Below are 25457 nucleotides of genomic sequence, written 5' to 3'. Positions count from 1 at the left end.
TAACAGACCTGTTAGTGAATGGTGTGGCCGGCATGGCCTGTCATGGCGATTTCTGCGTCGAAACCGGGCCATTCATTGCGCGCCAGTGTTTCCAGTGAAGGCGCTGCAATCCCCAGCCTGTCAGCATAGATCCACAGGAAGGTGAAGGCCCGTCGGACGTAATCACGTGTTTCGGCATTGGGCAGGCTTTCGATATACAGCAGCGGGTCTTCCCCTTCGTCCATCGTGGCGTTGTGGCGTGAAATGGCGGACGGTCCCGCATTGTAACTGGCCAGCATGCGGATCATGTCGCCACCCGGGGGTACGTGCTTCCCGCCACTCTGTGTGGACCGCTGGGCCAGGTACAGCACGTAGTTCTGCCCGATATCAAGGTTGGTCGCAGGGTCATGCAGGTCTGCGGGACGACGGATGAAACGGTCCTTGTCGTGCGTGATGAAGGAGGCCGTCACGGGCATAAGCTGCATGAGGCCGCGCGCGCCAGCCCCGGAAACCACGGTGCTGTCAAAATTGGATTCCAGCCGTGTCAGCGCATAGACCAGTGCCGGGTCCATGCGGAAACCATGTGCGGGCTGCAGCGGCGGCAGGGGAAAGCGGGAGGCATAGGTGCTGTGCTCGCTCTCGTTCGTGTCGATCAGCATGAGCATCTGGGCCGACAGGTCCTTCATGTTCATGGCGTCGGCCACCATCTGGGTGGAATGGCACAGGGCGGCGTCGTTCTGGATATCGGGCCACATGCGGCGCAGGGTGGCTTCCGCCCGGTCTCGCTCGCCAACCTGCAGCAGGGCGAAGGCACGACGTCCTGCCGGTGTGGCGGCGACCGCCTCGATATCGATTTCACCCAGCACACGGTTGCCCGCGTGGATGGTCTGCTGTTCGGCCGCCAGTGTCATGGCGGCGTTCGGGCCGATGGTATTGGGTGTACGGGTGGATTTTGGGGCTGGCGTGCGCAGGCCAAGGATCTGTGACGCCAGCATGCCATAGAATGTATGCGGGGCTGCGGCCGCGCGGTGCAGCCACGGTTGGTAAGCCGCCACGTCACCCGTCGCCTGATGGGCGCGTGCGGCCCAGTAGGCGGCGCCGGCGCGGATGCTGCCCGGTGTCAGGCTGGCGCGCGATGCGGCCTCGAACAGGGGTTCGGCCACGTCGGGCCGTCCCTGACGCCATGCGGCCAGACCGGCCACATAGCCTGCAAGCCCCAGCCGTTGGCCGGAGCTTTCAAATGCGTTGCGTGCAATCGTCATGGCCAGCCGGTTTTCACCGCTGCTGAACATGGTCATGGCGATTTCCGCCTGAAGGTGCGCGGCATACAGGTCGTTCATGCCCGGCGTCACCGCAATCAGGTGCAGGGCGCTGCGTGCCCCCTTCACCCCCTGTGCGGCGCGATCGCGCACCGTATGATCCAGCAGGCTGTTGCGGGTGAACACGCGCAGGGAGGGATCATCCTCCTCGGGCAGGTGGATATGCTGTGGCGGGTGGCTGCTGTCCAGCGCGTTATGGGCGGGCGCCGGGGGCAGGGGGCCACCCCGGTTGGGCATGGACGACAGCAGCGAATAGATCGCGGGCGAATCAGCCAGGCCGGAGAACGTGCGCAGCCACAGCCGCAGCTGTCCCGGGCTGGCGTGGTAGGCCGGGTTCAGGTAACGCGCGGCCAGGATGTCACCCAGCAGGGTATCATCGTGGATGGTGGCCGTTTCACGGATGGCGGCATCGAACTTGCCATCAGCCTGCAGCCGGAACACCCGGCGGATACGGCTTACGTCATCGGGCGTGAGGGGACGCGGCAGCCCGGCGCTGCCATGTGCGGGCAGGCGCGGAAGGGCAAGCGCCGTTTCCTCGTTATGGTCACCGTGGGGGGTAGGATCCTGATCCGCCCTGCCGGCTTCCACTGTTTGGGCACGAAGCGGCGCGAACGCTGCCCCTGCCAGAAATGCGGCGCCAGCCAGAAAGGCCGTCACCGCGTGATGGGGGGTATTGATTGTCCCTCGCATAGCGGAGCCGGATGTAAGCCCTGCGCGAATGGAAAGCAATAGATATCGTATTGAAGGGCGGTAAATAAGTTTTCAGAACAGATGCGGGAACTATATGTAAACAGTGAAAAACATATACTTGATGTGCAATGAATATCTGTTTTGTTCCAAGCTAATGTCCTGGAACGATTATGATAATACATTTTATGATCTTAAAGGAATATTGCCGATTTCTTCGCGGATCAGAAGCATATCTTTCCATGCGTCACGGCGGGCTGTGGCGCTGGCGCGCAACTGCAGTGGATGGCGCATGCACAACGCCTGCAGCATGGGCTGGGTTGCCCCCTTATCCGCACTTTCGGCAGGCAGGGGCAGGTCACGCCACCGGCCACGCATGCGTGCCGCCGTGGTGCGCTGGTCCAGCAGGACCGACACCGGCAGATTGCCCATAAGGACCACGCGCGCGGGGCGCGCCAGCACGATCGCGCGCTGGATGAAGGGCAGGCATATCCGCGCTTCGGCGGCGGAAGGCGGCCTGCCCCCTGGGGGCCGCCACGGAATGACCGGTGCGCGCAGCAGGCTGGCCTGTTCAATACCGATACTGGCGAACATGGTGCTGACCAGCGCCCCGCTTTCCCCCGCGAAGGGGTGGCCGCTGCGATCTTCATCCGCATCGGGGGCTTCGCCAATCAGCATGAGCGGGGCTTCTGCCGGCCCTTCGACAAATACGCTGTTGGTTGCGGTGTCGCGCAGGCTGCATTCCCCGAAATCGCGGATGGCGGCGTGCAGTTCCGCCAGCGTGCGCGCGGCCTGTGCCGCCGCCCGCGCCGTTGTCACGGCCTGATCGATCAGGGTGGCGGACCCGCGTGGCGGGGGCGGCGTCGGGCGGTGTTTTTTATGTCCATTCCCCGCATCTGGCTGTATGGGGGGGGGCTGTGTCGGTCGGGAACGGTCGTCTATTGTGGGCGCGGATGCCAACCGGTCATGTGGGCAGGGGTCCAATGCGTCATCGGCGCCCCATTCGACATACAGGCGCAACAGGGACAGGGAATCAGTCATCGGATGGATATATCCCGCACAGGCAACGCATGCACGCGCCGTCCTGCCCTCATGCGCAGGGTTTGGCAGCGGACGCCGCACGCGGTAGATTCTGGCGTCATGCTCTTACCTCGTCTGTCACGCATGGTCGTGGCCTCCCTTGTTGTACCGCTCATCGTCGGGATTCCCAACCGCGAAATACACGCAGCAACCCTGGATGAAGCCATCATCCACGCGGGACAGCAGGACCTGGCCACCAGCCTGCTTGTCGGCAGCGTTGCCTCCAGCGAGGGTGATAACGCCAGCGCGGCGCAGGCTTTTGGCAATGCTGCGCGGCTGGCCCCCGCATATCACCTGTTCAGCGAACGCGCGTTTTATTACAGCATCCTTGCGGGCCGCCCGGAGGCCGCAATCCTGGCGCGTACCCAGACACCCGGCGTGATGTCCGCGCTGGTGCTGGGAAATGCCGCGGCCCTGGCGGGAAAATGGGATGAGGCGCTGACAAGCTACCAGGGTGCGCCTGCCGACCAGATCATGACCCTGCTGCGCCCGCTGCTGCGCGCATGGGCATTGCAGGGCGCGGGCCGGACGGATGAAGCGCTGGCCGCCCTTGATACCGCCCGGCAGGATCGTACGCTGGGGGGATATTATACCCTCCATGCCGCGCTGGTCGCCCAGCTGTCGGGCCAGAAGATGCGGGCGGATGCACTGTTCCGGCAGGCTGGCGGCATGACGGGCGGGGACCTGTTTACCTCGCTGGTCATGGCGCGGTGGCTGGTGACGCAGGGGCACGAGGCCGATGCGCAGTCGCTGGTCAATCAGCGTATCGCGGGCATGCCGGTGCTGGAAGCGGCGCGCGCCAACATCATGGCCATGATCCAGCGCCCGGTGGTGACCCATGCAACGCAGGGGCTGGCGCAGGCATACGGGCTGGTCGCCCTGCTGATCGACCAGCAGCTTTATACACATGATGGCCCGGATGATGATCACCAGCCGCCCGATATGGCGATGGAGATCGGCACCCTGCGCGGCACCGAGCAGATGATGCTGCGCATGGCGCTGATGCTGGACCCGGCGGATTCGGAAGCCCGGTTGCTGCTGTCCTCCATGCTGCATCTGCGCAAACAGGACCGGCAGGCGCGTGAGGCGCTGGATGGCGCGCCGGCGGACGACCCGTTGCTGCCGGTCTACCGTACCGAACAGGCCGACCTTGATGTCGTGATGGGGCATAAGGAACAGGCGGCGCAGGAACTGCGCGACCTGCTGCGGCAGTCTCCTGATGACCGCATGTTGTGGTCCAGCCTTGGTGATGCGCTGCTGGACCAGCAGAAATGGGCGGAAGCGCTGGATGCCTACCAGCATGCCGTGACCCTGACCCCCCACCAGCTGGAAGGTGATGACTGGCGGCTGCTGTTCGGTCAGGCCATAGCGCAGGAGCGGCAGAACCACTGGCCACAGGCACGCGCGCTGCTGCTGCATGCCCTCCAGCTTTCGCCGAACGAGGCTGAACTGCTGAACTACCTCGGATATTCCATGGTTGAACATGGCGGAGATCCCGTTCAGGCGGAAACCTACCTGCGGCGTGCGCTGGCGCTGGCCCCGTCCGATAACCAGATCCGCGACAGCGTGGGCTGGGTGCTCATGCGGCTTGGCCACGTGGCCGAAGGCCTGCCGCTGCTGGAACAGTCCGCCGAGCAGATGCCACAGGACCCGGCCATCAATTACCACCTTGGCGTTGCGTACTGGATGGCGGGTCGCAGGCTGGAAGCGGTAAATGAATGGCAGAACGCCATCCAGTTCCAGCCCGATCCCATGGACCGGCGCAAGATCACGGCGGCCCTGACCTATGCCAAGGCATGGCAGGCCAATGCGGCCCGTCCCGGCATAGCACTTCCGGCTGATCTGCGGCCCGCGCTTTCTCCCGCATCTTCCCCTTCACAGGCAAATGGAACCCACCACTGATGTCCCCGCTACGCGAACTGGCCCATGCAAAGATCAACCTGTACCTGCATGTCACGGGACGGCGCGATGACGGCTATCACCTGCTGGACAGCCTTGCCGTGTTCGCAGGTGCGGCTGATGAACTGCGGCTGGAACAGGGGACTGGACGCGGGGGCAGGGTTGATCTGCGGATCGAGGGGACGTTCGCCCCGGGGTTGCAGGATGACTGCGCCGATAACCTGATCGTACGCGCGGGCGCGCTGCTGCGCGCGCATGTGGGGCCGGATGTGGCGTGTCATCTGCCGGATGTGGAGATCGTGCTGCGCAAGGAACTGCCCGTGGCATCTGGCATTGGCGGGGGGTCGGCTGATGCGGCGGCGGCGCTGCGGCTGTTGCTGAAGGCATGGGACCTGTCCATCTCCCGTGCCGATCTCATGGTGCTGGCGACCCGTCTGGGAGCTGATGTACCGGTGTGCCTGGACCAGATACCTGCCCGCATGGAAGGAATCGGGGAAGAACTGACCCCGGCCCCCGGATTGCCCCCCTGTGGTATGATGCTGGTCAATTGCGGGCAGAGCGTGTCCACCCCGCAGGTCTTCAGGTCACGTGCGCCCGGCTTCACGCCGCGTGCCGGCCTGCCCGCGCAGTGGAAGACACTGGCGGACATGGTGCGTGATCTGTCCGCGCAGACCAATGACCTGCAGGATGCGGCCTGCGCCATCTGCCCTGAAATCGTGACCGTGCTGGATGCCCTGCGTGCGGCCCCTGGCTGTCGCCTTGCGCGGATGAGCGGGTCGGGCGCGACCTGTTTCGCCCTGTTTGACAGCCCGGAGGCAGCAAAGGCCGCCGAATCCGCGGTGTGTCAGAAAAAATGGTGGGTCTGGGCAGGCGATCTGTGCCGCACGGGGGCACGCCTGGAACCCTGCACCGATTCGCTGCCTGCGTGATACTTACAATGACAGGTGAAATATCCTGCAAATCATAAAAGCTTTAAAGAATGCCGCCTTTTTGAAAAAAGGCGGCGCCCAAAAACGTTTATTACTTTCCGGGTGTGCCCTGGCCCTGCCTGCGGCGCAGCGCCAGTAGCACAATACCCATAAGCCCCGTCACGGTGGCCAGTTGCGCATGGCGGCTGGTCAGCAGCAGGGGCATGCCCTTGCGGGTAATCATGTCAAAACGGCCATGGGCGGCATAGGCCCCCGGAACGGTTTCATACAGGTCATCAGGTTCGTTGCCCGCGACCGGTGTCTTTTCCATCTGCTTTGCATAGCCCCTGCCCGACAGCCAGCGGTCGGACAGGCCAGGCAGGAAGGTGGCCAGTGCCCAGTTGCGCACGCCCGACAGGCCAACCCAGATGTCACGTTCACGCCCGAAGGCGGCGCGGCAGATCGCCTCGGCGGCGATTTCGGGTTCGTATACCGGACCCATCGGTTTCAGGCGCTTGCCGGTATGGTTGCGCGTCCATGAAAAGCGCGGCGTGTTGATGGAGGGCAGATGGACCAGCGCGATATGGATACGGTCGCCATCATGCAGGATTTCGGGGCGGATGCTTTCGGAAAAAGCGCGCACGGCGGCCCGTGCACCGTTTTCCACGGCTTGCAGCGGTGGCGGACGCAGGCTGGCCAGACGGTCAAGGTTGACGATCGTGCCATGTCCGCGCCTGCGCATCCGCGCCAGTGCGGACCGGGTGCCGTTGACGGTGCCAAGATAGGTCACTTCGGTCGCGCGCCGGATTTCATCGGCATCAAGGGCCGCGACCTGTCCGGTCACGCTGGCGCCGGCACAGTTGATCCACAAGGTGATGGCGCCCAGTGTTTCCTCGATTTCCTCGGCAGCCTGCTCGACAGCCTTCGCGTTGGCCACATCGACGCAGACGATATGGGTGCGCACATTGAGTTCACGCAGTTCGGCCGCCGCATCATTCAGCCGGTCACGGTTACGGCCCAGCAGGGCGACATCGCACCCCGCGCGACCCAGCGTGCGTGCTGTGGCGCGGCCGATGCCTGCGCCCGCTCCGGTAATGACGGCAACCTGCTGCGGCATGAATATGCTCCCCACCCGTTGGAATATAGGCCCGCGCGGCTGGTGCTGGCGGCGCGGGGACAAAAATCACGATAAATCCGTCATATCACGCTCCGTCAGGCCCGAACACCGCCATGCGGGTGGAAGGAGTGACGACAGATCGCGCGTCAGATGTATTTCATCGCCACGATACCACCCACCAGCGCCAGCGCGAATATCCCTGCCACCAGCGGCAGGCGGCGTTCGATGAAGGCCTGTATCGGTGCGCCAAACCGACGCAGCAGGGCTGCCAGCAGGAAGAACCGGGCCCCACGCGTCACCGCGCAGGCCAGCAGGAATGGGACAAGGGAAAGATGGGCCGCCCCGCTGGCGATGGTGACGAATTTGAACGGGATGGGGGTTAGCCCCTTGATTAGGATGATCCACACCCCCCATTCGCGGAAGCGCTCCTGCAGGGTAAGCAATGTGTTCTGTGCATGATAGAAACGCACAATGGGCATCGCGAGGTATTCCAGCAGGAACGTCCCGATGACCCACCCCAGCATGGCCCCGCATACGCTGGCGGCCGTACAGATGGCTGCAAGGCGGAAGGCGCGCGCCCGGCAGGCCAGCACCATTGGCACCAGCATGATATCGGGCGGCAGCGGAAAGACGCTGGCCTCGGCAAAGGCAATGACAGCCAGCCATATGACGGCATGTCGGCTGGCGGCCAGGGCGATGATGCGGGCATACAGGCGATCAAGCATTATCGGGCAATGCCATTCCACCCGGTCTGCGGCAAGGACTTATTGCGCGCTGGTGACGCGGGGCTCACACAATACCGGGAAACTGACCGAACGTGCGATGCAGCTGCGCATGGCGGCGTCCTGATGCAGGTCGATCACGGACTGTATTTCATGTGGGGTGGACAGGGCGGCGTGGGGGCGCAGGATAACCTGCGTAATGGAAAAGGAACCGTCCTCATATTCATCCAGCATGGCTTCGGCATGGTCGGCATAGGAAAGGATGCCGATTCCCATGGCGGTGCACAGGTGGATGAACCATAGCTGATGGTCGGCGCATAAGGCCCCCAGCAGCAGTTTTTCGGGATTCCACTTCTGGGGGTCCCCACGGAAGGCGGGGGAGGCGGAGCCGTCAATGACCGGTCGCCCCGTGCAGTGCAGTTCGTAATCACGATGATGGGCCTGCCGGGAAGCCCCGTCATTTCCGCCGTTTCCGGTCCATAGAAGCGAGACCTGATAGCGGTGTGTTCTGTCCGGCATTGAACGTTATATCCTGAATTGTCCATACGGGAATCGGACCTTAGCAGACAAGTGTGACTGTCACACGCAATCCGTGTGGCTGCCGGTTGCCAAGGCGGATGTCACCACCCAGCCCCCATATGATATTGCGCGAAATCGACAGCCCAAGTCCCGTTCCGCCCGTTTCGCGGTTACGGCTCTGTTCGGCGCGGACAAAGGGGTCAAACATGCGTTCAAGGTCTTCGGTCGGCAGGCCGGGGCCTTCATCCTCGATCAGGATGGTGACCTTGTATTCCTCGGCATCCTCTCCGTTCCCCTTGTGGGGATGCAGCAGGGTTATCCTGGCCCCCCCGCCATATTTCACGGCATTGGTCACCAGGTTGTTCAGCGCGCGCTTGAGCGCCATGGGTCGCGCGCGCACCAGCACATCGGGCATGTTTTCCGACACGAACATGATTTTGTCCGCGGCGTCGATATGGGTTTCGGCAGCTTCATCCGCGATGGTCTGCAGCATGGCGGTCAGGTTAATCTGACCCATCGGTTCGCGTTGCGAGGCATCGCGACCAAAGGCCAGGGTGGCGGCAACCATGGCTTCAAGCTCATCAAGGTCATTGAGCATCTTGGTGCGCATTTCATCGTCTTCAACGAATTCGGCGCGCAGCTTCAATCGCGTGATGGGCGTGCGCAGGTCATGGCCGATCGCGGTCAGCATGAGCGTGCGGTCCATAAGATAGCGGCGGATGCGGTGGGCCATGGTGTTGAAGGCATGGGCGGCACGGGCGACTTCGCGCGGGCCGTTTTCTGGCATGGGGGGAGCATTCATGTTGCGCCCCAGTTCCTCGGCTGCGGCAGCCAGCGTGCTGACCGGCGCGATCAGCCGGCGCACGCCCCACAGGATCAGCAGCCCGCCAGTGAATGTCATGATGAGAAAAGCGATGGGAAAGGTGGGAGAACGGAACGGGCTGGGCTGGGGCAGGATGTAATGGATGGTGACCCAGCGCCGCTCGTCAGGCAGCAGGAAGGCCACGGCCCGCCTGCGTCCCGATGTGGGGGAGATCAGAACCTGCTCGGGTCGCATGGAGGGGGGCAGGGGGCCCATGCCCCCGTCATTTTCAGGTCCGAAACCATGGGACCCTCCCGGTCCGTGCGGGCCACCGCCCGTCCCGTCGGGGCCATCCCTGTGGTCATGCTGCCCACCGGTCCATGGGCCGAAGAAGGGGACGGCGCCCATGTCATCGGGCCTGTGGCCGTTCCATTCACCGGCACGGCCCGGCGGACGCGGGAGGGCGCGGGCGTTGATCATGTCCGGCTCGGGACCGGGGGTCAGGGTAATGTGCACGTTTTCGGGGAGTGGCAGGGCGGCAAGTTCCCTGTCACGGTCCGATGGGGCGGTTTCCACGATCGCGCGGTAATAGCTGAACATCTTGCTGCGCGTGCGTTCGTAGATCATGCGCTGGTCAAAATCGAACCGGTCCATCGCATGGATGGTCAGGCCGATGATCTGGATGACTCCCAGCCCGCCAATCAGCAGCAGGGTGGTCCGCGCCGCCAGTGACTGTGGCAGCAGCCGCCTGCGCAGCTTCTGCCCCCAGCCGGGTGCGGTATTTTCATCGGGAACGGGGGCGGACAGGAAGGACTGCCGGTGGGAATGGGGCATTGCGGGCGGTTCAGTGACGCTCGACTTCCGCTGCAAGGACATAGCCACCCCCGCGTACTGTCTTGATAAGCTGCGCGTTACGCCCGTTATCTTCCAGCTTGCGGCGCAGGCGGCTTATGGCCACGTCGATCGCCCGGTCAAACGGGCCGGCCTGCCGACCGCGCAGCAGGTCAAACAGCATGTCGCGGGTCATGACGCGGTTGGCCCGTTCCAGCAGGGCCAGAAGCAGGTCGTATTCCCCGCCCGTCAACGGCACTTCCACCCCTTCGGGGTTGAGTAGCCGACGCCGCCCGGTATCCAGTTCCCACCCGGCAAAGCGCAGCGTATGCAGCACCGGCACGCTGCGGGGGTCGGGGATGTCGGATGCGCGGCGCAGCACGGCGCGGATACGGGCCAGCAGTTCACGTGGGTTGAAGGGCTTGGGCACGTAATCATCGGCACCCAGTTCCAGACCGATGATCCGGTCGGTATCATCGCCCATGGCGGTCAGCATGACGATGGGCACATTCGCCTGCGTGCGCAGCCAGCGCGAGATGTCCAGCCCGCTTTCACCCGGCAGCATGAGGTCGAGGATCACCAGCTGGTAATGCCCTTCGGACCAGCGGCGGCGTGCTTCGTGGCCATCACGCGCGGTGGTGACGCGCAGTTCGTTGCGTTCGAGGAAGCGTGCCAGCAGGTCACGGATCTCGCGGTCATCATCAATGATCAGGATATGCGGCAGCGGGCTCATGTCACGATCCTACATCACAAAAAGGGCGGGAACATCAGATGTTTCAATCCGTAGCAATTCCCGTCCCATCAGGTGAGAACCCTCAGGCCAGCCAGCTGGGAACCGGCAGGTCCTTGGCGCGCAGGAATTCGGGATTGAACAGCTTGGACTGGTAACGCGCGCCCCCGTCACACAGGATGGTGACGATGCGGTGCCCCGGCCCCATGGCGCGGGCGACACGGATGGCAGCAGCGATGTTGATGCCCGCCGAGCCGCCGACCGACAGCCCTTCATGGATCAGCAGGTCATAGATCTGTTCCAGCGCTTCCGGGTCGGGAATGCGCACGGCGTCATCAAAATGCAGGCCCTCAAGGTTGCCCGTTACCCGCGACTGGCCGATGCCTTCGGTCACGGATGACCCGCTGACCGACAGGTCGCCCGACCTGACCCAGCCATACAGGCCCGACCCCTCCGGATCCGCCAGCACGACGCGCGGCCGTGCGACACCGGCCTTTTTCGCGCAGTCCTCCAGCCCCAGCGTAACGCCGGCCAGCGTGCCGCCTGTCCCGCACGAGCAGGTAAAGGCATCGATCCTGCCATCCAGCTGGTTCCAGATTTCGGGGGCCGTGGTGTGGCGGTGGCCTTCACGGTTGGCGGTATTGTCAAACTGGTTGGCCCAGACGCCGCCAGTCTCCTCCGCCAGGCGGCGCGAGACATGGACGTAGTTGCCCGGATCGCGGAACGGCTTGGCCGGGACCAGGCGCAGGTCGGCACCGATCATGCTCAGGAAGTCGATTTTCTCCCGGCTCTGTGTCTCGGGCATCACGATGACCGAACGGTAGCCACGCGCGTTGGCCACCAGCGTCAGCCCGATGCCGGTATTGCCCGCCGTCCCTTCGACAATCGTGCCGCCGGGCTTGAGCGTGCCACGGCGTTCGGCATCGTTGATGATGGCAAGGGCCGCGCGGTCCTTGACCGAGCCGCCGGGATTCATGAATTCCGCCTTGCCGTAGATATCGCAGCCCGTTGCCTCTGATGCCCGTCGCAGGCGGATCAGGGGCGTATTGCCGATGGCAGCCGGCATGTCCGGTGAGAGGGATGAGGCGGGATTTGCACTTTCGGCCATAAGGCAGCACCTTCACTGGTCTGGATCATATCATGCGGCACGGCGGCCAGACATGGCGGCCATGCCGGGCGTGTTGCATTCCTTACTATCAGGAATGCGTGCGGCTTGGCATATCCCTAAACAGGTTTTCCCGATGAAAGGAAACAGCGATGATTGATGATATTTCCCCCGCCGCCACGTGGGAGGCCGTGCGTGGCCGCCCCAACGCCTGGCTTGTTGATGTGCGCACCCCCATGGAATGGGAGCATATCGGCGTGCCCGACCTGTCGGGTGCGGGCAAGGTGCTGGTGCGTGACAGCTGGCAGCTGCCGCCTGCAGGGCAGGTCAACCCGGATTTCATCACCACGCTGGAAAAGGCGGGGATCGGCAGGACGGACGAGGTCTATTTCATCTGCCGTTCCGGCGCGCGCAGCATGGCGGCCGCCCACGCGGCGTATGATGCGGGCTATCACAATGTACACAACGTGGCCGACGGGTTTGAAGGGCCTGAGGATGCAACCGGCAGCCGTGGCCGCCTTGCCGGCTGGCAGGCATCCGAACTGCCGTGGTCACGCGGCTGACTGACATGGCCGTTACAGCCAGATCCGGCCCGGCGGGCATGAACCTTGCCGGGTGCGGTGGCTACTGGTCCGTCTGCGGTTCGCTGTCGGCATCGTAGCGGACCTGCAGCACGACGCACCAGGGGTAGCGCGGATCGAGGCTTTTGCCACTGTGGTCGGCCAGTCGCCCATCACGGCCCACCGGCACATGGGTCAAAGCGACCGCGTCGTCTATGTTGCCACCGATAATGCTGATTTCATGGCCGAAGGGCGCATCATCATGCGGGCCTGCCACCACGATGCCGCAATGGGCAGGAAAGCCCTGTTTCGTGGGCAGGTCACGAAAACGCACCGACTTGCTGGCCCCCCGCCCCACACAGATCAGATCCCCCAGCTTTGGCGCATAGCGGGCGGGACTGCGTGCCTTCACGCCCTTTTCCTGCCCGCTTGCGGCTGCGTTGATGTAAGTGGCGTGGTTGGGGGAATAGGCAAAACGGTCGTTCGCTCCCGCCACCCGCATGACATAGGAAATGAATGCCGCCGACCAGGCAAAGCGGCCATCATGCACGAAATCGGTTATGTGGCCGTCCGCATCATGCTTGCCGTCCCATGCGATCTCGGTTTCCTGCGGGTCCTGACCGATCCACCAGTATTCGCCCACGCGCTGCCACAGACCGGGCGTGCGTTCGGGCTTGACCACCGGCGTGGTTGGTTCAGGGCGCAGCAGGGGGTCGTCATCACTGACCGGTTCGCCAAACAGCCGCCATTCGCGCAGGGCAATGGCCACCACGTCCTGCCGGGTAAAGGGTTCGTAATTGCGGGTGGCGAAATCCGGCACATGGGTATTGACCGCCATCGGCCCCGCCCCGGTTGCGTATTGCGCGACCGGCGTGGTCGCCCGCCGGGCATGGTCGTCCGGCCCATGGGCACAGGCGGCAAGGCAGGCCAGGAACAGGAGGGGGGCTAACTTGCGCAAAATCGGCACTCCATTGCAGGCGGCGTGCTCATTCCATACGGGGTGGACCGCGCTGGTGGAAGGGGGGACGGCGCTGTATGGATGAAAATGCATCCTGCATCCGGCCCCATGGGGAAGGTGGCCATTGCATGTGGCGCAGGTATATTTTGACATGCGCCTGTATTGTCAGGATGACGTCAGGCGGTGCGGTCAATATCCGGGCCGCTTCAGCGGGCACGGTTTCGGTGCAGGAATAATGATCACCGGTAACCTGCGGTCATACTGTTATGTCAGCTCAGATATAGGCATATCGCGGCGGTGTTCGGCATCAAAGGCGATGGGGATTAAGGGAAAGGTATTCCGATGCCTGACCACAGATCAATGGCAGGATAGGGACGCCTGCAGGTTCGGGGTTGCGCATGCGCGATATCAGTCACGTAACATGATGCGCATGACCCGACCGGCATGATGCGAACGGACCAGCGGCGGTCGTTACAGGCTGGACGGGAAGGGGGTAATCCCCGCGGGTCCGATGACCGCCGGGATCATCCCGTCAATCTCCGGTCATGCCCGGCACATGATTCAGGTGCCGATCCGGTCAGTCGTCAAACCGGTCGCCCGTGTTTGTAGCATAATGGGTACGCCATGCGCCTTCAGACACCATGCATTCCGAGTAAAAATGGACATGGTTGCCACCAGCCTTGGCGGTGGCGTTGCCTGTTGCCCCTTTTGAAATGACACCCATCGAGGCTTTCGTCTCACATTTCTGCTCGGCTGCGATGTAGCGGGGGTCATGTTCATCCATGGCGGCAATGTAGCCCCTGACCTGGCCATAAGGTGAATTCGCATGGACATGGCGCTGGGGCATGCTGAAGTGGTGCGAACGGGCCTGGGCACCGGATGTGAGGATCGTGGCAAGGCATAGCCCCGCAAACAGGATGCGGAGGGAGGGCATGGCAGGCTTCTCCTGAAATGGTCATGCGCGGTTGTGTCGTGGGTATAGGGATGCGGACCGGCCGTGTCAGTGGGTCACAGCTTCGGCCATGCGTTCACTGGTGGGCTGTATTGCGGTTTCATGTCCGGCATGGGGCAGGCTGTCAGGGCGGGGCAGGGAGCGCGCCTCGATCTGCAGTTCCTGTTCAATGAAATCAAGTTCCTGATTGATGGTCCATTCGGTTTCATCATTGATGTGCTTCTGGATCACGCGCATGTGCAGGCGTTCGCGCATGTGCCGGATGATACGGAAGCGCAGCGCCAGTTCGGCGCGCTTTTCCCGTATGGCGGTCGCGCGGATGCTGGCTTCTGCAGCACGGGAATTATCCAGCCGGTGCACGGTGTCCTGATATTCATGCAGCAGGCGGCCAATGGCTTCCTGTTTCAGGTCCACCGATTCCTCATGGCCGGGCAGGTCCTCGATTTCCTGCTGCGCCAGCGCCGCCTGTTCGGCATGCAGGGTCTGGATGGCGGTCTGCGCCAGTTCGATGCGCATCATGTCCAGTTCGTGCAGGGTGGGGTCTTCCTCATCCGTACTCATGCCATGCAGCAGCGACGGGATGGCGAGGCTGGCCAGCAGGAGCGAGCAGATGATGACGCCCGCCGCCAGCGTGACCAGCAGATCACGCCCCGGAAAGCCCGGCCCGGACAGGGACGCCACCGGGAGTGACAGCACGGCTGCCAGCGTAATGGCTCCGCGCGTGCCCGCCACCGTCATCAGCAGCACCGTGCGTATGGATGGAATGACGGTCTTGCGGTGGCGGAAATGGGCGAAAAGCCGTCGTGCGGAAATGGAAATCCAGATCCATGCGAAGCGGATCAGGCTCATCATGAGCTGGATCCCGATGATGGCCAGGATCAGGAACCATGGCGAAACACCGCCCGCGCGTGCGATCGCGGCGCCGCCGTTCACCAGGTCGGGCAGCTGAAGTCCCAGCAGCAGGAAGATCACGGCATTGAAGGTGAAGTTCACCATGTCCCACACCGTGGTGGCTTTCAGGCGCGTCTCGGTCCGGGCTTCGTTCATCACGCCGGTAAACTTGACGGTCATGCCCCCCGCCACGGCGGCAAGGATGCCTGAACACTGCAGCGCGTCGGCAATCAGGTAGATGCCGAACGGCAGCATCATGGCCAGCGTGATATGGGTGGGCGGGTCGTCATACCCGCGCACCAGCAGCATGTGTTCCGCCCGGCAGGCGGCCCATGCGCAGGCAATGCCGATCACCACGCCGCCGGTGGACATGAAGATGAAGCTGCCCAGCGCCTGCTGGAAGGAAAACAGCCCCGTCATGGCTGCCGCCACCGCGAACTTGAAGCACACCAGCCCCGATGCGTCGTTCAGCAGCGCTTCTCCATGCAGGATATGCACCACGCGCGCGGGTGCGCGGCCACCTTCGATCATGCTGCCGACCGATACCGCGTCGGTGGGGGACATGACGGCGGCGAGTGCAAAGGCCGCAGGCAGCAGGATGGGGGGGATCAGCCAGTGGATGAAGTAACCACAGACCAGCGTGGTAAAGACCACCAGTCCCAGCGCCATCATGATGATGATGTTCCGCAGTTCGCCAAATTCGCGCATCGGCATGCGGTAGGCATCAGCATAGAGCAGCGGCGGGATGAACAGCAGCAGGAACATGTCGGGATCGAAGCCGATATTCAGCCCCGCCAGGGCGGCGATCGCCCCAACCCCGATCTGGATCAGCGGCAGGGGCACGGGAATGCGCCCCACGCGTGAAATCAGGCTGCTGATCCCGGTGACGGTCAGTAATGCAAGGGTGATGAAAACGGCATGCATCTGCAGGGGTCTTTTTTATATTTCTATTGTTGTTGGGGAATACTTCATTTTTCATTTAATTAAAAATACAAAAAATGTTATTTCGAAGTCTCTGTTTTGTTATTTTCTTCTGCCTGCCATGCAGGAAATAAAGATTTCCCCCTGCTTTCATTGACCCGGTCCGCCCCAATTCCCATTATCGGGGTAAGAGGGGCCGCAAGGTCGTATTCATGGTGTTCGGGACGATAACGGGCGTGGCACAGGCCGGGCTGGCATGTTCCGACGGAGGGATGATTTTTAAGTGAGCAAGGATCCATACGAAGTACTCGGCGTCGCCCGCACGGCAAGTCAGGATGATATCCGCAAGGCCTATCGCAAGCTGGCCAAGAAATATCATCCCGACCTCAACCCCGGTGACAAGGTGGCGGAGGAGAACTTCAAGGCCGTTGGCGCGGCCAATGCCCTGCTGTCGGATGAGGAACAGCGCGCCCGCTTCGACCGTGGCGAAATCGACGCCGCAGGACAGGAAAAGGGCTTCGGTTTCGGTGGCGGGCGTGGCGGCTACCGTGACCATGCCGAAGGGGCGCAGGGTTTCAATTACGGCGGCGGCCAGTTTTCGGAAGATGATCTGGGCGATATTTTCGGCACCATGTTCGGTCAGGGCGGCGGGGCCGGCTTTGGCGGGGGATTCCGCCGCAGGCCGCAGGGGCCTCAGCCGGGGGGCGACCGGCAGTACGCACTGACCGTAAGCTTCCTTGATTCCGTCAATGGCGGCACTTCGCGCATTACCCTGCCCGGCGGCGCGCAGCTGGATGTGAAGATTCCCGCCGGCATTACCGACGGCCAGGTCATGCGCCTGCGTGGCAAGGGGGACCCGGGCATACAGGGCGGCCCCGCGGGTGATGCGCTGATTACCATCACCGTCGCCCCGGACAGTACCTACACGCGTGATGGCAATGACATCCGCATGTCGCTGCCGGTGGACCTGAAAACGGCGGTGCTCGGCGGCAGCATCACCATTCCCACGCCTGCGGGCCCGGTAAAGATGAATGTCCCGCCCCATTCCGACAGTGGCAGCGTGCTGCGCCTGCGCGGACGCGGGGTCAAGGCGCATGGCAAGCAGGAAGCAGGCAACCTGTATGTCAAGCTGGTCGTGACCATAGGCAAGGTGGACCCTGCCCTTGAGGCCTTCCTGAAAGGCACGACGACGGATGAGGCGAAGGAGCAGGGGAAGGACAAGAAGGCATGATCACGCTCGAAACCCTGTGCGTGCGTATCGGCAACGTGCCAGCGGACGAGGTGCAGGGCTGGATCGACAGCGACTGGCTGCGTCCCGAAGGGGTGCGCGGGCATTACCTGTTCCGCGAGATTGACGAGGCCCGCGCCCGCCTGATCCTTGAACTGCGCGATGACATGGGCATCAACGCGGAAGGGATGCCCGTCGTCCTGTCCCTGCTGGATCAGCTTTATGCCGCCCGGCGCCAGATGCGTCGCCTGCGTGAGGCCATCAGCGTCCCGCGTGAAAACGAACTGCGCAGCCGGGTGCGCGCCCTGCTTGCCAGCATGCAGGACTGACTGATCGTATGGCCCCCATGCCGAACCGGCATGGGGTATTTTTTACTTAATCCGCGCGGCTGAGCGGCAGGTTCATCTTCTGGCCCGGCTTTTCGCCCTGCATCTGCAGGTCGGCGGCGTTGGGCGATGTCAGGCGGAACACCGCGCGCGGATTGTCATTAATCGACCGTAGCGATGTATCGTCCTGCACCTTCATTTCAATGGTGCGTCCGGTCAGGCCGGTGATCTTGCCCAGCGAGTCCGGCAGGCGGAGGTACAGCCTTGCCGCCGGGCCAAGCGCCTTGTTGGCGCTGATGGTGACAGGCTGGAGACCCAGCGCTGTCCAGTTTCCGGTATAGGCGCCCGGACCATAGGGGGGCTTTGGGTCCGTGCCATCGGCGCGGGCGATGGTGCTGCACCCGACAGCGCCACCCAGGGCCAGTGCGGCCAGTGCCATGTGGAATGGTTTCATCAATTACAGTCTTCCTGATCTGATTCCGGCATTCACAATGGCAGGTGCGCGCCCCGATGGGCAAGCGCACGCGCTGCACGCCAGTCCCCACGGATGGAAACGGGCAGGGCATAATCCATATGTTTTATATATGGAAATAGCCTTGAATATATATTGGACGTACGAACCCGCCTGCTTCACCATCCCCCTGCAATCACATATGACCGGGAAGTGCGGCGCCCAGGGGCGTGCTGTCACCCGATGCAGGAGACTCAGGTCTTGAAGCTGAAATGCTACTCGGTAGGCGATATCGATACCCGTTCCAGTGCTGCGGATACGACGGGCGTGCGTCCGCGCATGAACCGTCTGTACCAGACATCCACCATGGCGGCACTGCTGGACGCGGTGTACGATGGGGAGACCACCCTTGATGAACTGCTGATGCACGGTAATTTCGGGCTGGGCACGTTCAACGGGCTGGATGGCGAGATGATCGTCAATGACAGCGTGATCCACCAGTTCCGCGCCGACGGTCAGGCCGGACGCGTGCCGGGTGATCTCAAGACCCCGTTCGCCTGCGTCACCTTCTTCAACCCGGAGAAGGAATACATGATCGACACGGCGCAGGACAAGGAAGGCTTCGAGGCGATTGTCGACCAGCTGGTCAACAATCCCAACCTGTTCGCCGCCGTGCGCTTTACCGGCATGTTCGAACGGGTCGAGACCCGCACCGTGTTCTGCCAGTGCCGTCCCTATCCGCCCATGCTGGAAGTGGTGGCGCGCCAGCCGACCATGCAGCTTGGTGCGTCCACCGGCACCATGCTCGGCTTTCGCACGCCGGGCTACATGCAGGGCGTGAACGTCGCGGGCTATCACCTGCACTTCCTGACGGAAGACGGGCGTCGCGGTGGCCACGTGACCGATTACGGCGTGCTGAAGGGCAGGCTGGAAGTGGGCGTGATTTCCGACGTGGAAATCCAGCTGCCCCGTACGGAACAGTTCGCGCGCGCCAACCTGTCCCCCGAAAACATTCACGAAGCCATTCGCGTGGCTGAAGGCGGCTGAGGGGTTTTTCCCCTCCCGTTTCCTTGGAATTGACCGCCCGCGCACTGGCTGCGGCGCCTACCCGTTCAGGATATCTGAAATAATGACTGACAAGAACAAACCTGCCACGCCTGAGTGCGGGGCGGACATGATCGTGCGCAACCTGGTCGCACACGGCACCACCCACGTATTCGGTATTCCGGGTGCAAAGGTGGACCGCCTGTTTGACGCGCTGGTGGACAGTCCGATCGAAACGGTGGTGACCCGGCATGAACAGAATGCTGCCTTCATCGCCGGTGGTATTGGCCGCCTGACGGGCAAGGCGGGTGTGGCCATCGCAACTTCCGGCCCCGGTGCGTCCAACTTCGTGACCGGTCTTGCGACCGCCAATTCCGAAGGCGACCCGGTGCTGGCCATTGGTGGCGCGGTCAAGCTGGCCGACCGGCTGAAGCTTACGCACCAGAGTATGGACACCGTTGCCCTGTTCCAGCCGATCACGAAATACAGCGCGGAAATCACATCTCCTGCTGCCGTGTCGGAATGCATTTCCAACGCCCTGCGCTTTGCCGAAAGTGGCCGTCCGGGTGCGGCCTTCGTCAGTACGCCGATGGATATCCTGTCCATGCCAGCCGAAGGCAAGGTGCTGTCGGGCCGCAAGGTGCCCACCGCCGGCGCCGCCCCCGCTGAAGCCGTGAACGAGGCGCTGACGCTGGTGCGCAAGGCGCAGCGTCCCGTCATCCTGCTGGGCCTGCTGGCCAGCCGCCCTGATGTCGCTGACGCCGTGCGCGCGCTGGTCGCAACCACGGGCGTGCCGGTTATCGGTACCTATCAGGCTGCGGGCGCGGTGTCGGAAGACCTGTCGGACCGTTTTGGCGGTCGTGTCGGCCTGTTCCGCAATCAGCCGGGCGACCAGCTGCTGCATGAGGCGGATCTGGTCATCTCGATCGGTTACAACCCGATCGAATACGATCCGTGGCTGTGGAATGTCGATAACGGCCGCAGGATCGTCCATGTTGACGTCGTGGCTGCCGAACTGGACACGCATTACGACCCGGCGGTTGAACTGGTCGGTGACATTGCCGCATCTGTTCGCGCTCTTGCGACGCAGGCGGGCAAGCTGCCGCGTGCGCCCCAGCTGGAAGAAATCCTGTCGCAGTACCACGCGACCCGTCTGGCCGCGCTGTCGGGCGCGCGCAGCACCTCCAACACGGCGGTGCATCCGCTGCAGATCGTGCGTGAGCTTGAGCCGTTCGTGACCCCTGATGTCACGATGTGCCTTGACATGGGCACCTTTCACATCTGGCTGGCACGTTACCTGCTGTCCTTCCGTGCGCGCCAGATGCTGATCAGCAATGGCCAGCAGACCATGGGCGTCGGCCTGCCGTGGGGTATTGCCGCAAGCCTGGTCAACCCGGCGCAGAAAGTGATCTCCATTTCCGGTGACGGCGGTTTCATGATGTCATGCATGGAACTGGAAACGGCGGTGCGGCTGAAGTGCAACCTGATCCACATGGTCTGGGTTGATCAGGCCTACAACATGGTCGAGATGCAGGAAAAGAAGAAGTACGGTCGTGGTTCGGGTGTGGAATTCGGGCCGATCGACTTCGCCCTGTTCGCCCGTTCGTGTGGCGCGCACGGCATTTCGGTGCAGTCTGCCGACGGGATTGCCAGCGCAATGCGCGAAGCCATGGAAATCGAAGGTCCGGTCGTGATCTCGGTGCCGGTTGACTATTCCCAGAATCACCTGCTGATGAAGCCGCTGGCCACGCTGGGCGAGACGTCGGCCGCCGCATAAACCGGTCGCATGCATGACGCGAACGGCCCGCCACGCCCTGACCGGCGGGCGGGTCGTTCTGTTTGGACATGTGACATCGGCATTTTATGCGCACGTCGTCCGATGCAGAACATGCCAGACTATAAAACGCTATTTTGGAAATGCGGCATGGCCTGGCCACGGGGCGCCGGCAGGTTTCAGAATGGGATTGAGGAACAAATAAAATGCTGAAAGCGGCACAGGACATGTCATCTACTGCGGGCGCACGACTGGTTACGGAACTTCAGCAGGTGGTGGGACACCACCATGTGCTGACCGAAGACGGGGCGACCCTGCCGTATCGCCGGGGGTTCCGTTTTGGCGAAGGCCGCGCGCTGGCGGTGGTCATGCCCGGTTCGCTGGTGGAACAGTGGCGTGTGCTGCAGGCCTGTGTGAAGGCGGGCGTGATCGTGATCATGCAGGCAGCCAATACCGGGCTGACCGGCGGCTCCACGCCTGATGGCAATACCTATGACCGCGACGTGGTGATCGTGCACAGCATGCGCATGCGCACGATCCACCTGATTGGCGAAGGCAGGCAGGTCGTGTGCCTGCCCGGCGCCACGCTGGACCAGCTTGAAAACATGCTCAAGCCCATCGGGCGTGAACCGCATTCGGTTATCGGGTCGTCATGCATTGGCGCGTCGGTGTTTGGCGGTGTCAGCAACAATTCCGGTGGCGCACTGGTGCGCCGTGGCCCGGCCTATACCGATATGGCGCTGTTCGCGCAGGTGTCGGACAGGGGCGAGCTGCAGCTGGTCAACCACCTTGGCATCGAACTGGGCAGCGATCCCGAGGAAATCCTGAAGCGCACGGAAGAAGGCAACTTCCCTGACGCCAGCATCAACTGGAACGCAGGCCGCGGGCATGACGACGATTATGCCCGGCATGTGCGCGACGTGAATGCTGACACGCCCGCCCGCTATAATGCCGACCTGCGTCGCCTGCACGAAGGGGCTGGCTGTGCGGGCAAGCTGGGTCTGTTCGCCGTCCGTCTTGATACGTTCGAGGCGGAAAAGGATCCCGTCGTCTTCTATATCGGCACCAACCAGACCGATGTGCTGGAAGACGTGCGTCGCCACATCCTGTCATCCTTTGCCGAACTGCCGATTGCGGGCGAATACCTGCATCGCGACGCGTTCAACATTGCCGAAAAATACGGCAAGGACACGTTTGTCATCATCCGCATGATCGGCACGAAGCGCCTGCCGGCCATGTTCGCGATGAAAAACGCGTTTGACCGTCTGGCTGATAAAATCGGGTTCCTGCCCAAGCATTTCAGCGACCGGTTCATGCAGTTCATGAGCCATTTCTTTCCGCAGCACCTGCCCGCGCGCATGCGCGACTACCGTGACCGGTTTGAACATCACCTGATGCTCAAGGTCAGTGCGTCGGGCGCGCAGGAAGCACGGGAATTCCTGAAAAGCCATTTTGCAACGCATGAGGGCGATTTCTTCGAATGCACGCCCGATGAGGGATCGAAGGCATTCCTGCACCGCTTTGCCGCAGCAGGAGCCGCCGTGCGGTACCGCAACGTCCATACCGATACGACCGAGAATATCGTGGCGCTGGACGTGGCCCTGCGCCGTAACGACCAGAACTGGTTCGAGGTACTACCGAAAGACATCAATGACGAGATCATCGTCAAGCTGTACTATGGCCATTTCCTGTGCCACGTAATGCATCAGGATTATGTGGTCCGCAAAGGCTATGACTGCATGGCGCTGGAACACCGCATGCTGCCGCTGCTGGACAGACGCGGCGCGCGGTACCCGGCGGAACATAATTTCGGGCACCTGTATGCGGCACCCGATGACGTGCTGGCCCATTACCGTCAGCTTGATCCGTGCAACTGTTTCAATCCGGGCATTGGTCAGGCCACCAAGCGCCGGAACTGGGTTGCCGAAAGTGTAGGGTGAGCAGCTGGCCGCACACGCGGCCGCCCCTGCTGTCCTTTCGGCATAATGGCCCGGTTGCGGGCCATCCATGTGGTTCCCCCATGATGGGGAAAGGGCGCGGCATGCCACGCCCCCACACAAGGGAAGGAAAGTCTGAATAATGACATATACAGTTGGCCATTACCTTGGTGAACGCCTGGCGCAGATCGGGCTCAAGGATCATTTCGCGGTTGCGGGCGACTACAATCTTGTCCTGCTGGATCAGCTTCTTGAAATTGACGGCCTGCGGCAGGTTTATTGCTGTAACGAACTGAACTGCGGTTTCAGCGCGGAAGGTTACGCCCGTGCGAACGGGGCGGGTGCCGCCGTCGTCACCTTCAGCGTGGGCGCGCTGTCGGCGCTGAACGCCATTGGCGGCGCATATGCTGAAAACCTGCCGGTCATTCTGATTTCTGGTGCGCCCAACTCCAACGATCATGGCAGCGGGCATATCCTGCACCATACCATTGGCACGCCGGATTATGGCTACCAGCTTGAAATCGCCAAACGCCTGACCTGTGCGGCGGTCTCGATCACTTCGGCCGGGGACGCACCGGTGCTGATCGACCACGCCATCCGCACCGCGCTGCGTGAGAAGAAGCCGGCCTATATCGAAATCGCGTGTAATGTCTCGTCCCAGCCATGCCCGCGTCCTGGTCCGGCAGGCGCGATCCTGGCGGATGCGCCGTCCGACCCGGACACGCTGAAACTGGCGATTGATGAACTGGCCGACTTCATTGCCGCGCGCAGGAAGCCGATCATGCTGGTGGGCAGCCGCCTGCGTGCCGCAGGCTGCGAGGATGCCGCCATCCGTCTGGCCGATACGCTGGGCTGCGTCGTGACTACCATGGCCGCCGCCAAGAGCTTCTTCCCCGAAGATCACCCCGCCTATGCCGGGACGTACTGGGGGGATGTCAGCAGCCCCGGTGCGCAGCAGATCTTTGACTGGGCGGATGGTGTGCTGTGCCTGACGCCGGTGTTCAATGATTATTCCACCGTTGGCTGGACCGCGTGGCCCAGGGGCGACAACGTGGCGCTGATGGATACGCGGCATATCGCGGCCGGTGGCAAGGCATTTGACGGCGTGCACCTGCGTGATGTGATCGAAGGTCTGATCGCACGGCTGAAGGGCCAACCAAAAAAGGATGCGACGCTGGTTGAATACCGCCGCATCAAACCTCCCGAAGCGCCGGTGGCCGTAGCCGACCCCAATGCCCCGCTGGTACGGGCCGAAATGGCCCGCCAGATTCAGGGCCTGCTGACATCCGATACGTCTGTCATTGCCGAGACCGGGGATTCCTGGTTCAACGCCATGCAGATGAAGCTGCCGCGCGGTGCGCGCGTGGAACTGGAAATGCAGTGGGGTCATATCGGCTGGTCCGTGCCCGCCACCTTCGGTTATGCCGTGGCTGCACCCGAACGTCGGATCATTGCCATGATTGGCGACGGATCGTTCCAGTTGACGGCGCAGGAAGTGGCCCAGATGGTGCGGCTGAAGCTGCCGGTGATCATTTTCCTGGTCAACAACCGTGGCTACACCATTGAAGTCCAGATCCATGATGGTCCGTACAACAATATCAAGAACTGGGACTATGCAGGTCTCGTGAACGTATTCAACGCGGAAGACGGCCATGGCAAGGGTTTCCGCGCCACGACCGGCGCTGAAATGGAAAAGGCCATTGCCGCAGCCGTCGCGAATAAGGAAGGTCCGACACTGATCGAATGCGTGATCGATCGTGACGATTGCACCAGCGACCTGATTTCGTGGGGCCGCCGCGTTGCAACCGCCAATGCCCGGCCGCCTGCCGTGCGCTGATTACGAGCCGCTGTAATGCCCGAATGGGATCATATGGGTGGGGGCGCCTTCGGGTGCCCCCTTGTCGTATGGGATGTGTTTTTCAGGGGCTGTTTTAAAGAAGTCTCTTAAATGGGAAGACAAAGGAACATGACGGCAATAACCGGCCCACGCGTGGGATGTGGTGCGGCCATTGTGGATAAAAAGGGCCGTATCCTGCTGCTGCGACGTCTGAAACGGCCGGAAGCCGGATGCTGGGGCCTGCCCGGTGGCAAGGTGGATTCTTACGAAACCACGGCCCAGGCGGCAGAACGTGAAATTGCGGAGGAACTGGGCATCACCATACAGGCCCGTGACCTGCTATGCCTTGTGGAGCAGATGGACGCCGATGCCGGATATCACTGGATTTCGCCTGTGTATCTGGTCACATCATGGCAGGGTGTGCCGGCCCTTATGGAACCGGACAAGCATGAAGGCCCATGCTGGTACGCACTGGACGCGTTGCCGGTGGATCTGACCGAACCAACCCGCCATGCCCTGGCGGCCCTGCAGATGCGATCAGAAAAATAATGTCAAAGTTTGATTTTTATCGTGGCCGGTGTGCTGGCCATGCGGTCAACTGATTAAACGATGCTGGCAGATCAGGCATTGTCGGTAGTGGTTGCCAGCGTGCGGGCATAGTCCCGCAGGGCGCGACGGTGGCGGGAATAGATCATCCGGGTGGTCTGGGACCGGGTCGGGATTTCATCGGATGCCACGGACAGTCCAACGGCGACGACGGGGGAAGCTGCCGGGGACGAGGCAATCGTGTCAACTGCAGGGGTCATTGCTGTTTTTCCGTTATGTGCCAAGGACGGGACGGGCTCCGGTGAATCGGGTTGTTAACCGAACGACACATTAC

General features: G+C 62.5%; 23 protein-coding genes. 10 read left to right on the top strand and 13 right to left on the bottom strand.

The features are described 5' to 3' along the window. Positions 1 to 11: 11 nt before the first annotated feature. Complete coding sequence (locus ACE2AA_RS09870; protein ID WP_395369620.1) at positions 12 to 1988, bottom strand: lytic transglycosylase domain-containing protein; 1977 nt, start codon at positions 1986 to 1988, stop codon at positions 12 to 14. Positions 1989 to 2171: 183 nt separating this feature from the next. Then, positions 2172 to 3107, bottom strand: coding sequence for a uracil-DNA glycosylase family protein (locus tag ACE2AA_RS09865; protein ID WP_141261179.1), 936 nt, complete (start codon positions 3105 to 3107; stop codon positions 2172 to 2174). A 42-nt stretch (positions 3108 to 3149) separates the two neighbouring features. Between ACE2AA_RS09865 and ACE2AA_RS09860 the strand changes: the two genes are divergently transcribed. Then, a complete protein-coding gene (locus tag ACE2AA_RS09860) occupies positions 3150 to 4967 on the top strand; it encodes a tetratricopeptide repeat protein (RefSeq protein ID WP_395372183.1) in 1818 nt (605 codons plus the stop codon). After that, positions 4967 to 5893 carry a 4-(cytidine 5'-diphospho)-2-C-methyl-D-erythritol kinase gene (locus tag ACE2AA_RS09855; RefSeq protein WP_395369618.1) on the top strand — a complete coding sequence of 309 codons (927 nt, stop codon included), beginning with the start codon at positions 4967 to 4969 and terminating at the stop codon, positions 5891 to 5893. Before ACE2AA_RS09860 ends, ACE2AA_RS09855 begins: the two co-directional genes overlap by 1 nt. A gap of 91 nt (positions 5894 to 5984) precedes the next feature. Here the strand turns inward: ACE2AA_RS09855 and ACE2AA_RS09850 are convergent, their stop codons facing one another. The 6 genes from ACE2AA_RS09850 to ACE2AA_RS09825 form a co-directional block, all read right to left on the bottom strand. Further along, positions 5985 to 6989, bottom strand: a complete 1005-nt coding sequence (locus ACE2AA_RS09850) for an SDR family oxidoreductase (protein WP_395369616.1) — start codon at positions 6987 to 6989, stop codon at positions 5985 to 5987. Between the two features lie 146 nt (positions 6990 to 7135). Further along, positions 7136 to 7714 carry a YqaA family protein gene (locus ACE2AA_RS09845; protein ID WP_141301270.1) on the bottom strand — a complete coding sequence of 193 codons (579 nt, stop codon included), beginning with the start codon at positions 7712 to 7714 and terminating at the stop codon, positions 7136 to 7138. A 39-nt stretch (positions 7715 to 7753) separates the two neighbouring features. Beyond that, positions 7754 to 8230 carry an OsmC family protein gene (locus ACE2AA_RS09840; RefSeq protein WP_141261171.1) on the bottom strand — a complete coding sequence of 159 codons (477 nt, stop codon included), beginning with the start codon at positions 8228 to 8230 and terminating at the stop codon, positions 7754 to 7756. Between the two features lie 40 nt (positions 8231 to 8270). Further along, on the bottom strand, positions 8271 to 9866 hold the full coding sequence (locus tag ACE2AA_RS09835) for an ATP-binding protein (protein ID WP_141261169.1): 1596 nt from the start codon (positions 9864 to 9866) through the stop codon (positions 8271 to 8273). Positions 9867 to 9876: 10 nt separating this feature from the next. After that, positions 9877 to 10596 carry a response regulator gene (locus ACE2AA_RS09830; protein WP_141261167.1) on the bottom strand — a complete coding sequence of 240 codons (720 nt, stop codon included), beginning with the start codon at positions 10594 to 10596 and terminating at the stop codon, positions 9877 to 9879. 82 nt (positions 10597 to 10678) lie between these two features. Continuing rightward, on the bottom strand, positions 10679 to 11701 hold the full coding sequence (locus ACE2AA_RS09825; protein ID WP_141301268.1) for a cysteine synthase A: 1023 nt from the start codon (positions 11699 to 11701) through the stop codon (positions 10679 to 10681). 149 nt (positions 11702 to 11850) lie between these two features. Between ACE2AA_RS09825 and ACE2AA_RS09820 the strand changes: the two genes are divergently transcribed. After that, a complete protein-coding gene (locus ACE2AA_RS09820) occupies positions 11851 to 12261 on the top strand; it encodes a rhodanese-like domain-containing protein (RefSeq protein ID WP_141261164.1) in 411 nt (136 codons plus the stop codon). A gap of 61 nt (positions 12262 to 12322) precedes the next feature. On the opposite strand, the gene ACE2AA_RS09815 is transcribed toward ACE2AA_RS09820, so the two are convergent. The 3 genes from ACE2AA_RS09815 to ACE2AA_RS09805 all read right to left on the bottom strand — a co-directional run bounded on the left by ACE2AA_RS09815 (position 12323) and on the right by ACE2AA_RS09805 (position 15983). After that, positions 12323 to 13216 carry a DUF2272 domain-containing protein gene (locus ACE2AA_RS09815; protein WP_141261162.1) on the bottom strand — a complete coding sequence of 298 codons (894 nt, stop codon included), beginning with the start codon at positions 13214 to 13216 and terminating at the stop codon, positions 12323 to 12325. Positions 13217 to 13793: 577 nt separating this feature from the next. Further along, on the bottom strand, positions 13794 to 14150 hold the full coding sequence (locus ACE2AA_RS09810; RefSeq protein ID WP_141261160.1) for a hypothetical protein: 357 nt from the start codon (positions 14148 to 14150) through the stop codon (positions 13794 to 13796). Between the two features lie 66 nt (positions 14151 to 14216). Further along, positions 14217 to 15983 carry a Na+/H+ antiporter gene (locus ACE2AA_RS09805; RefSeq protein WP_395369615.1) on the bottom strand — a complete coding sequence of 589 codons (1767 nt, stop codon included), beginning with the start codon at positions 15981 to 15983 and terminating at the stop codon, positions 14217 to 14219. A gap of 280 nt (positions 15984 to 16263) precedes the next feature. Here ACE2AA_RS09805 and ACE2AA_RS09800 point away from each other — a divergent pair, with 280 nt between their 5' ends. Together ACE2AA_RS09800 and ACE2AA_RS09795 are read left to right on the top strand one after the other, a co-directional pair. Beyond that, entirely contained in the window at positions 16264 to 17211 is a 948-nt protein-coding gene (locus ACE2AA_RS09800) for a DnaJ C-terminal domain-containing protein (RefSeq protein ID WP_395369613.1), read from the top strand. Next, entirely contained in the window at positions 17208 to 17537 is a 330-nt protein-coding gene (locus ACE2AA_RS09795) for a chaperone modulator CbpM (RefSeq protein ID WP_025439436.1), read from the top strand. Before ACE2AA_RS09800 ends, ACE2AA_RS09795 begins: the two co-directional genes overlap by 4 nt. 46 nt (positions 17538 to 17583) lie before the next feature. On the opposite strand, the gene ACE2AA_RS09790 is transcribed toward ACE2AA_RS09795, so the two are convergent. Continuing rightward, positions 17584 to 17988: a hypothetical protein gene (locus ACE2AA_RS09790; protein ID WP_141261154.1), complete on the bottom strand. Its 405-nt coding sequence runs from the start codon at positions 17986 to 17988 to the stop codon at positions 17584 to 17586. Between the two features lie 240 nt (positions 17989 to 18228). On the opposite strand from ACE2AA_RS09790, the gene budA reads away from it, so the two are divergent. The 5 genes from budA (at position 18229) to ACE2AA_RS09765 (ending at position 25126) form a co-directional block, all read left to right on the top strand. Next, on the top strand, positions 18229 to 19032 hold the full coding sequence (gene budA, locus ACE2AA_RS09785) for an acetolactate decarboxylase (protein WP_193557673.1): 804 nt from the start codon (positions 18229 to 18231) through the stop codon (positions 19030 to 19032). 82 nt (positions 19033 to 19114) lie between these two features. Further along, a complete protein-coding gene (gene alsS, locus ACE2AA_RS09780) occupies positions 19115 to 20806 on the top strand; it encodes an acetolactate synthase AlsS (protein WP_141301260.1) in 1692 nt (563 codons plus the stop codon). A gap of 203 nt (positions 20807 to 21009) precedes the next feature. Next, positions 21010 to 22743, top strand: coding sequence for a D-lactate dehydrogenase (dld, locus tag ACE2AA_RS09775; protein WP_395369612.1), 1734 nt, complete (start codon positions 21010 to 21012; stop codon positions 22741 to 22743). 139 nt (positions 22744 to 22882) lie between these two features. After that, entirely contained in the window at positions 22883 to 24577 is a 1695-nt protein-coding gene (locus ACE2AA_RS09770) for an alpha-keto acid decarboxylase family protein (RefSeq protein WP_395369611.1), read from the top strand. Positions 24578 to 24706: 129 nt separating this feature from the next. Then, positions 24707 to 25126 (top strand): NUDIX domain-containing protein, encoded by a 420-nt coding sequence (locus ACE2AA_RS09765; RefSeq protein WP_395369610.1) that lies wholly within the window; start codon positions 24707 to 24709, stop codon positions 25124 to 25126. Positions 25127 to 25197: 71 nt separating this feature from the next. Here ACE2AA_RS09765 and ACE2AA_RS09760 read toward each other — a convergent pair whose 3' ends face one another. After that, positions 25198 to 25383 carry a hypothetical protein gene (locus ACE2AA_RS09760; protein WP_141261134.1) on the bottom strand — a complete coding sequence of 62 codons (186 nt, stop codon included), beginning with the start codon at positions 25381 to 25383 and terminating at the stop codon, positions 25198 to 25200. Positions 25384 to 25457: the final 74 nt, after the last annotated feature.

Origin of the sequence: Komagataeibacter diospyri, assembly GCF_043995075.1 — a bacterium.
Classification (GTDB): domain Bacteria; phylum Pseudomonadota; class Alphaproteobacteria; order Acetobacterales; family Acetobacteraceae; genus Komagataeibacter; species Komagataeibacter diospyri.
The sequence above is the reverse complement of the archived record's forward strand: the minus strand, read 5'-3'. Positions and strand labels throughout refer to the sequence as shown.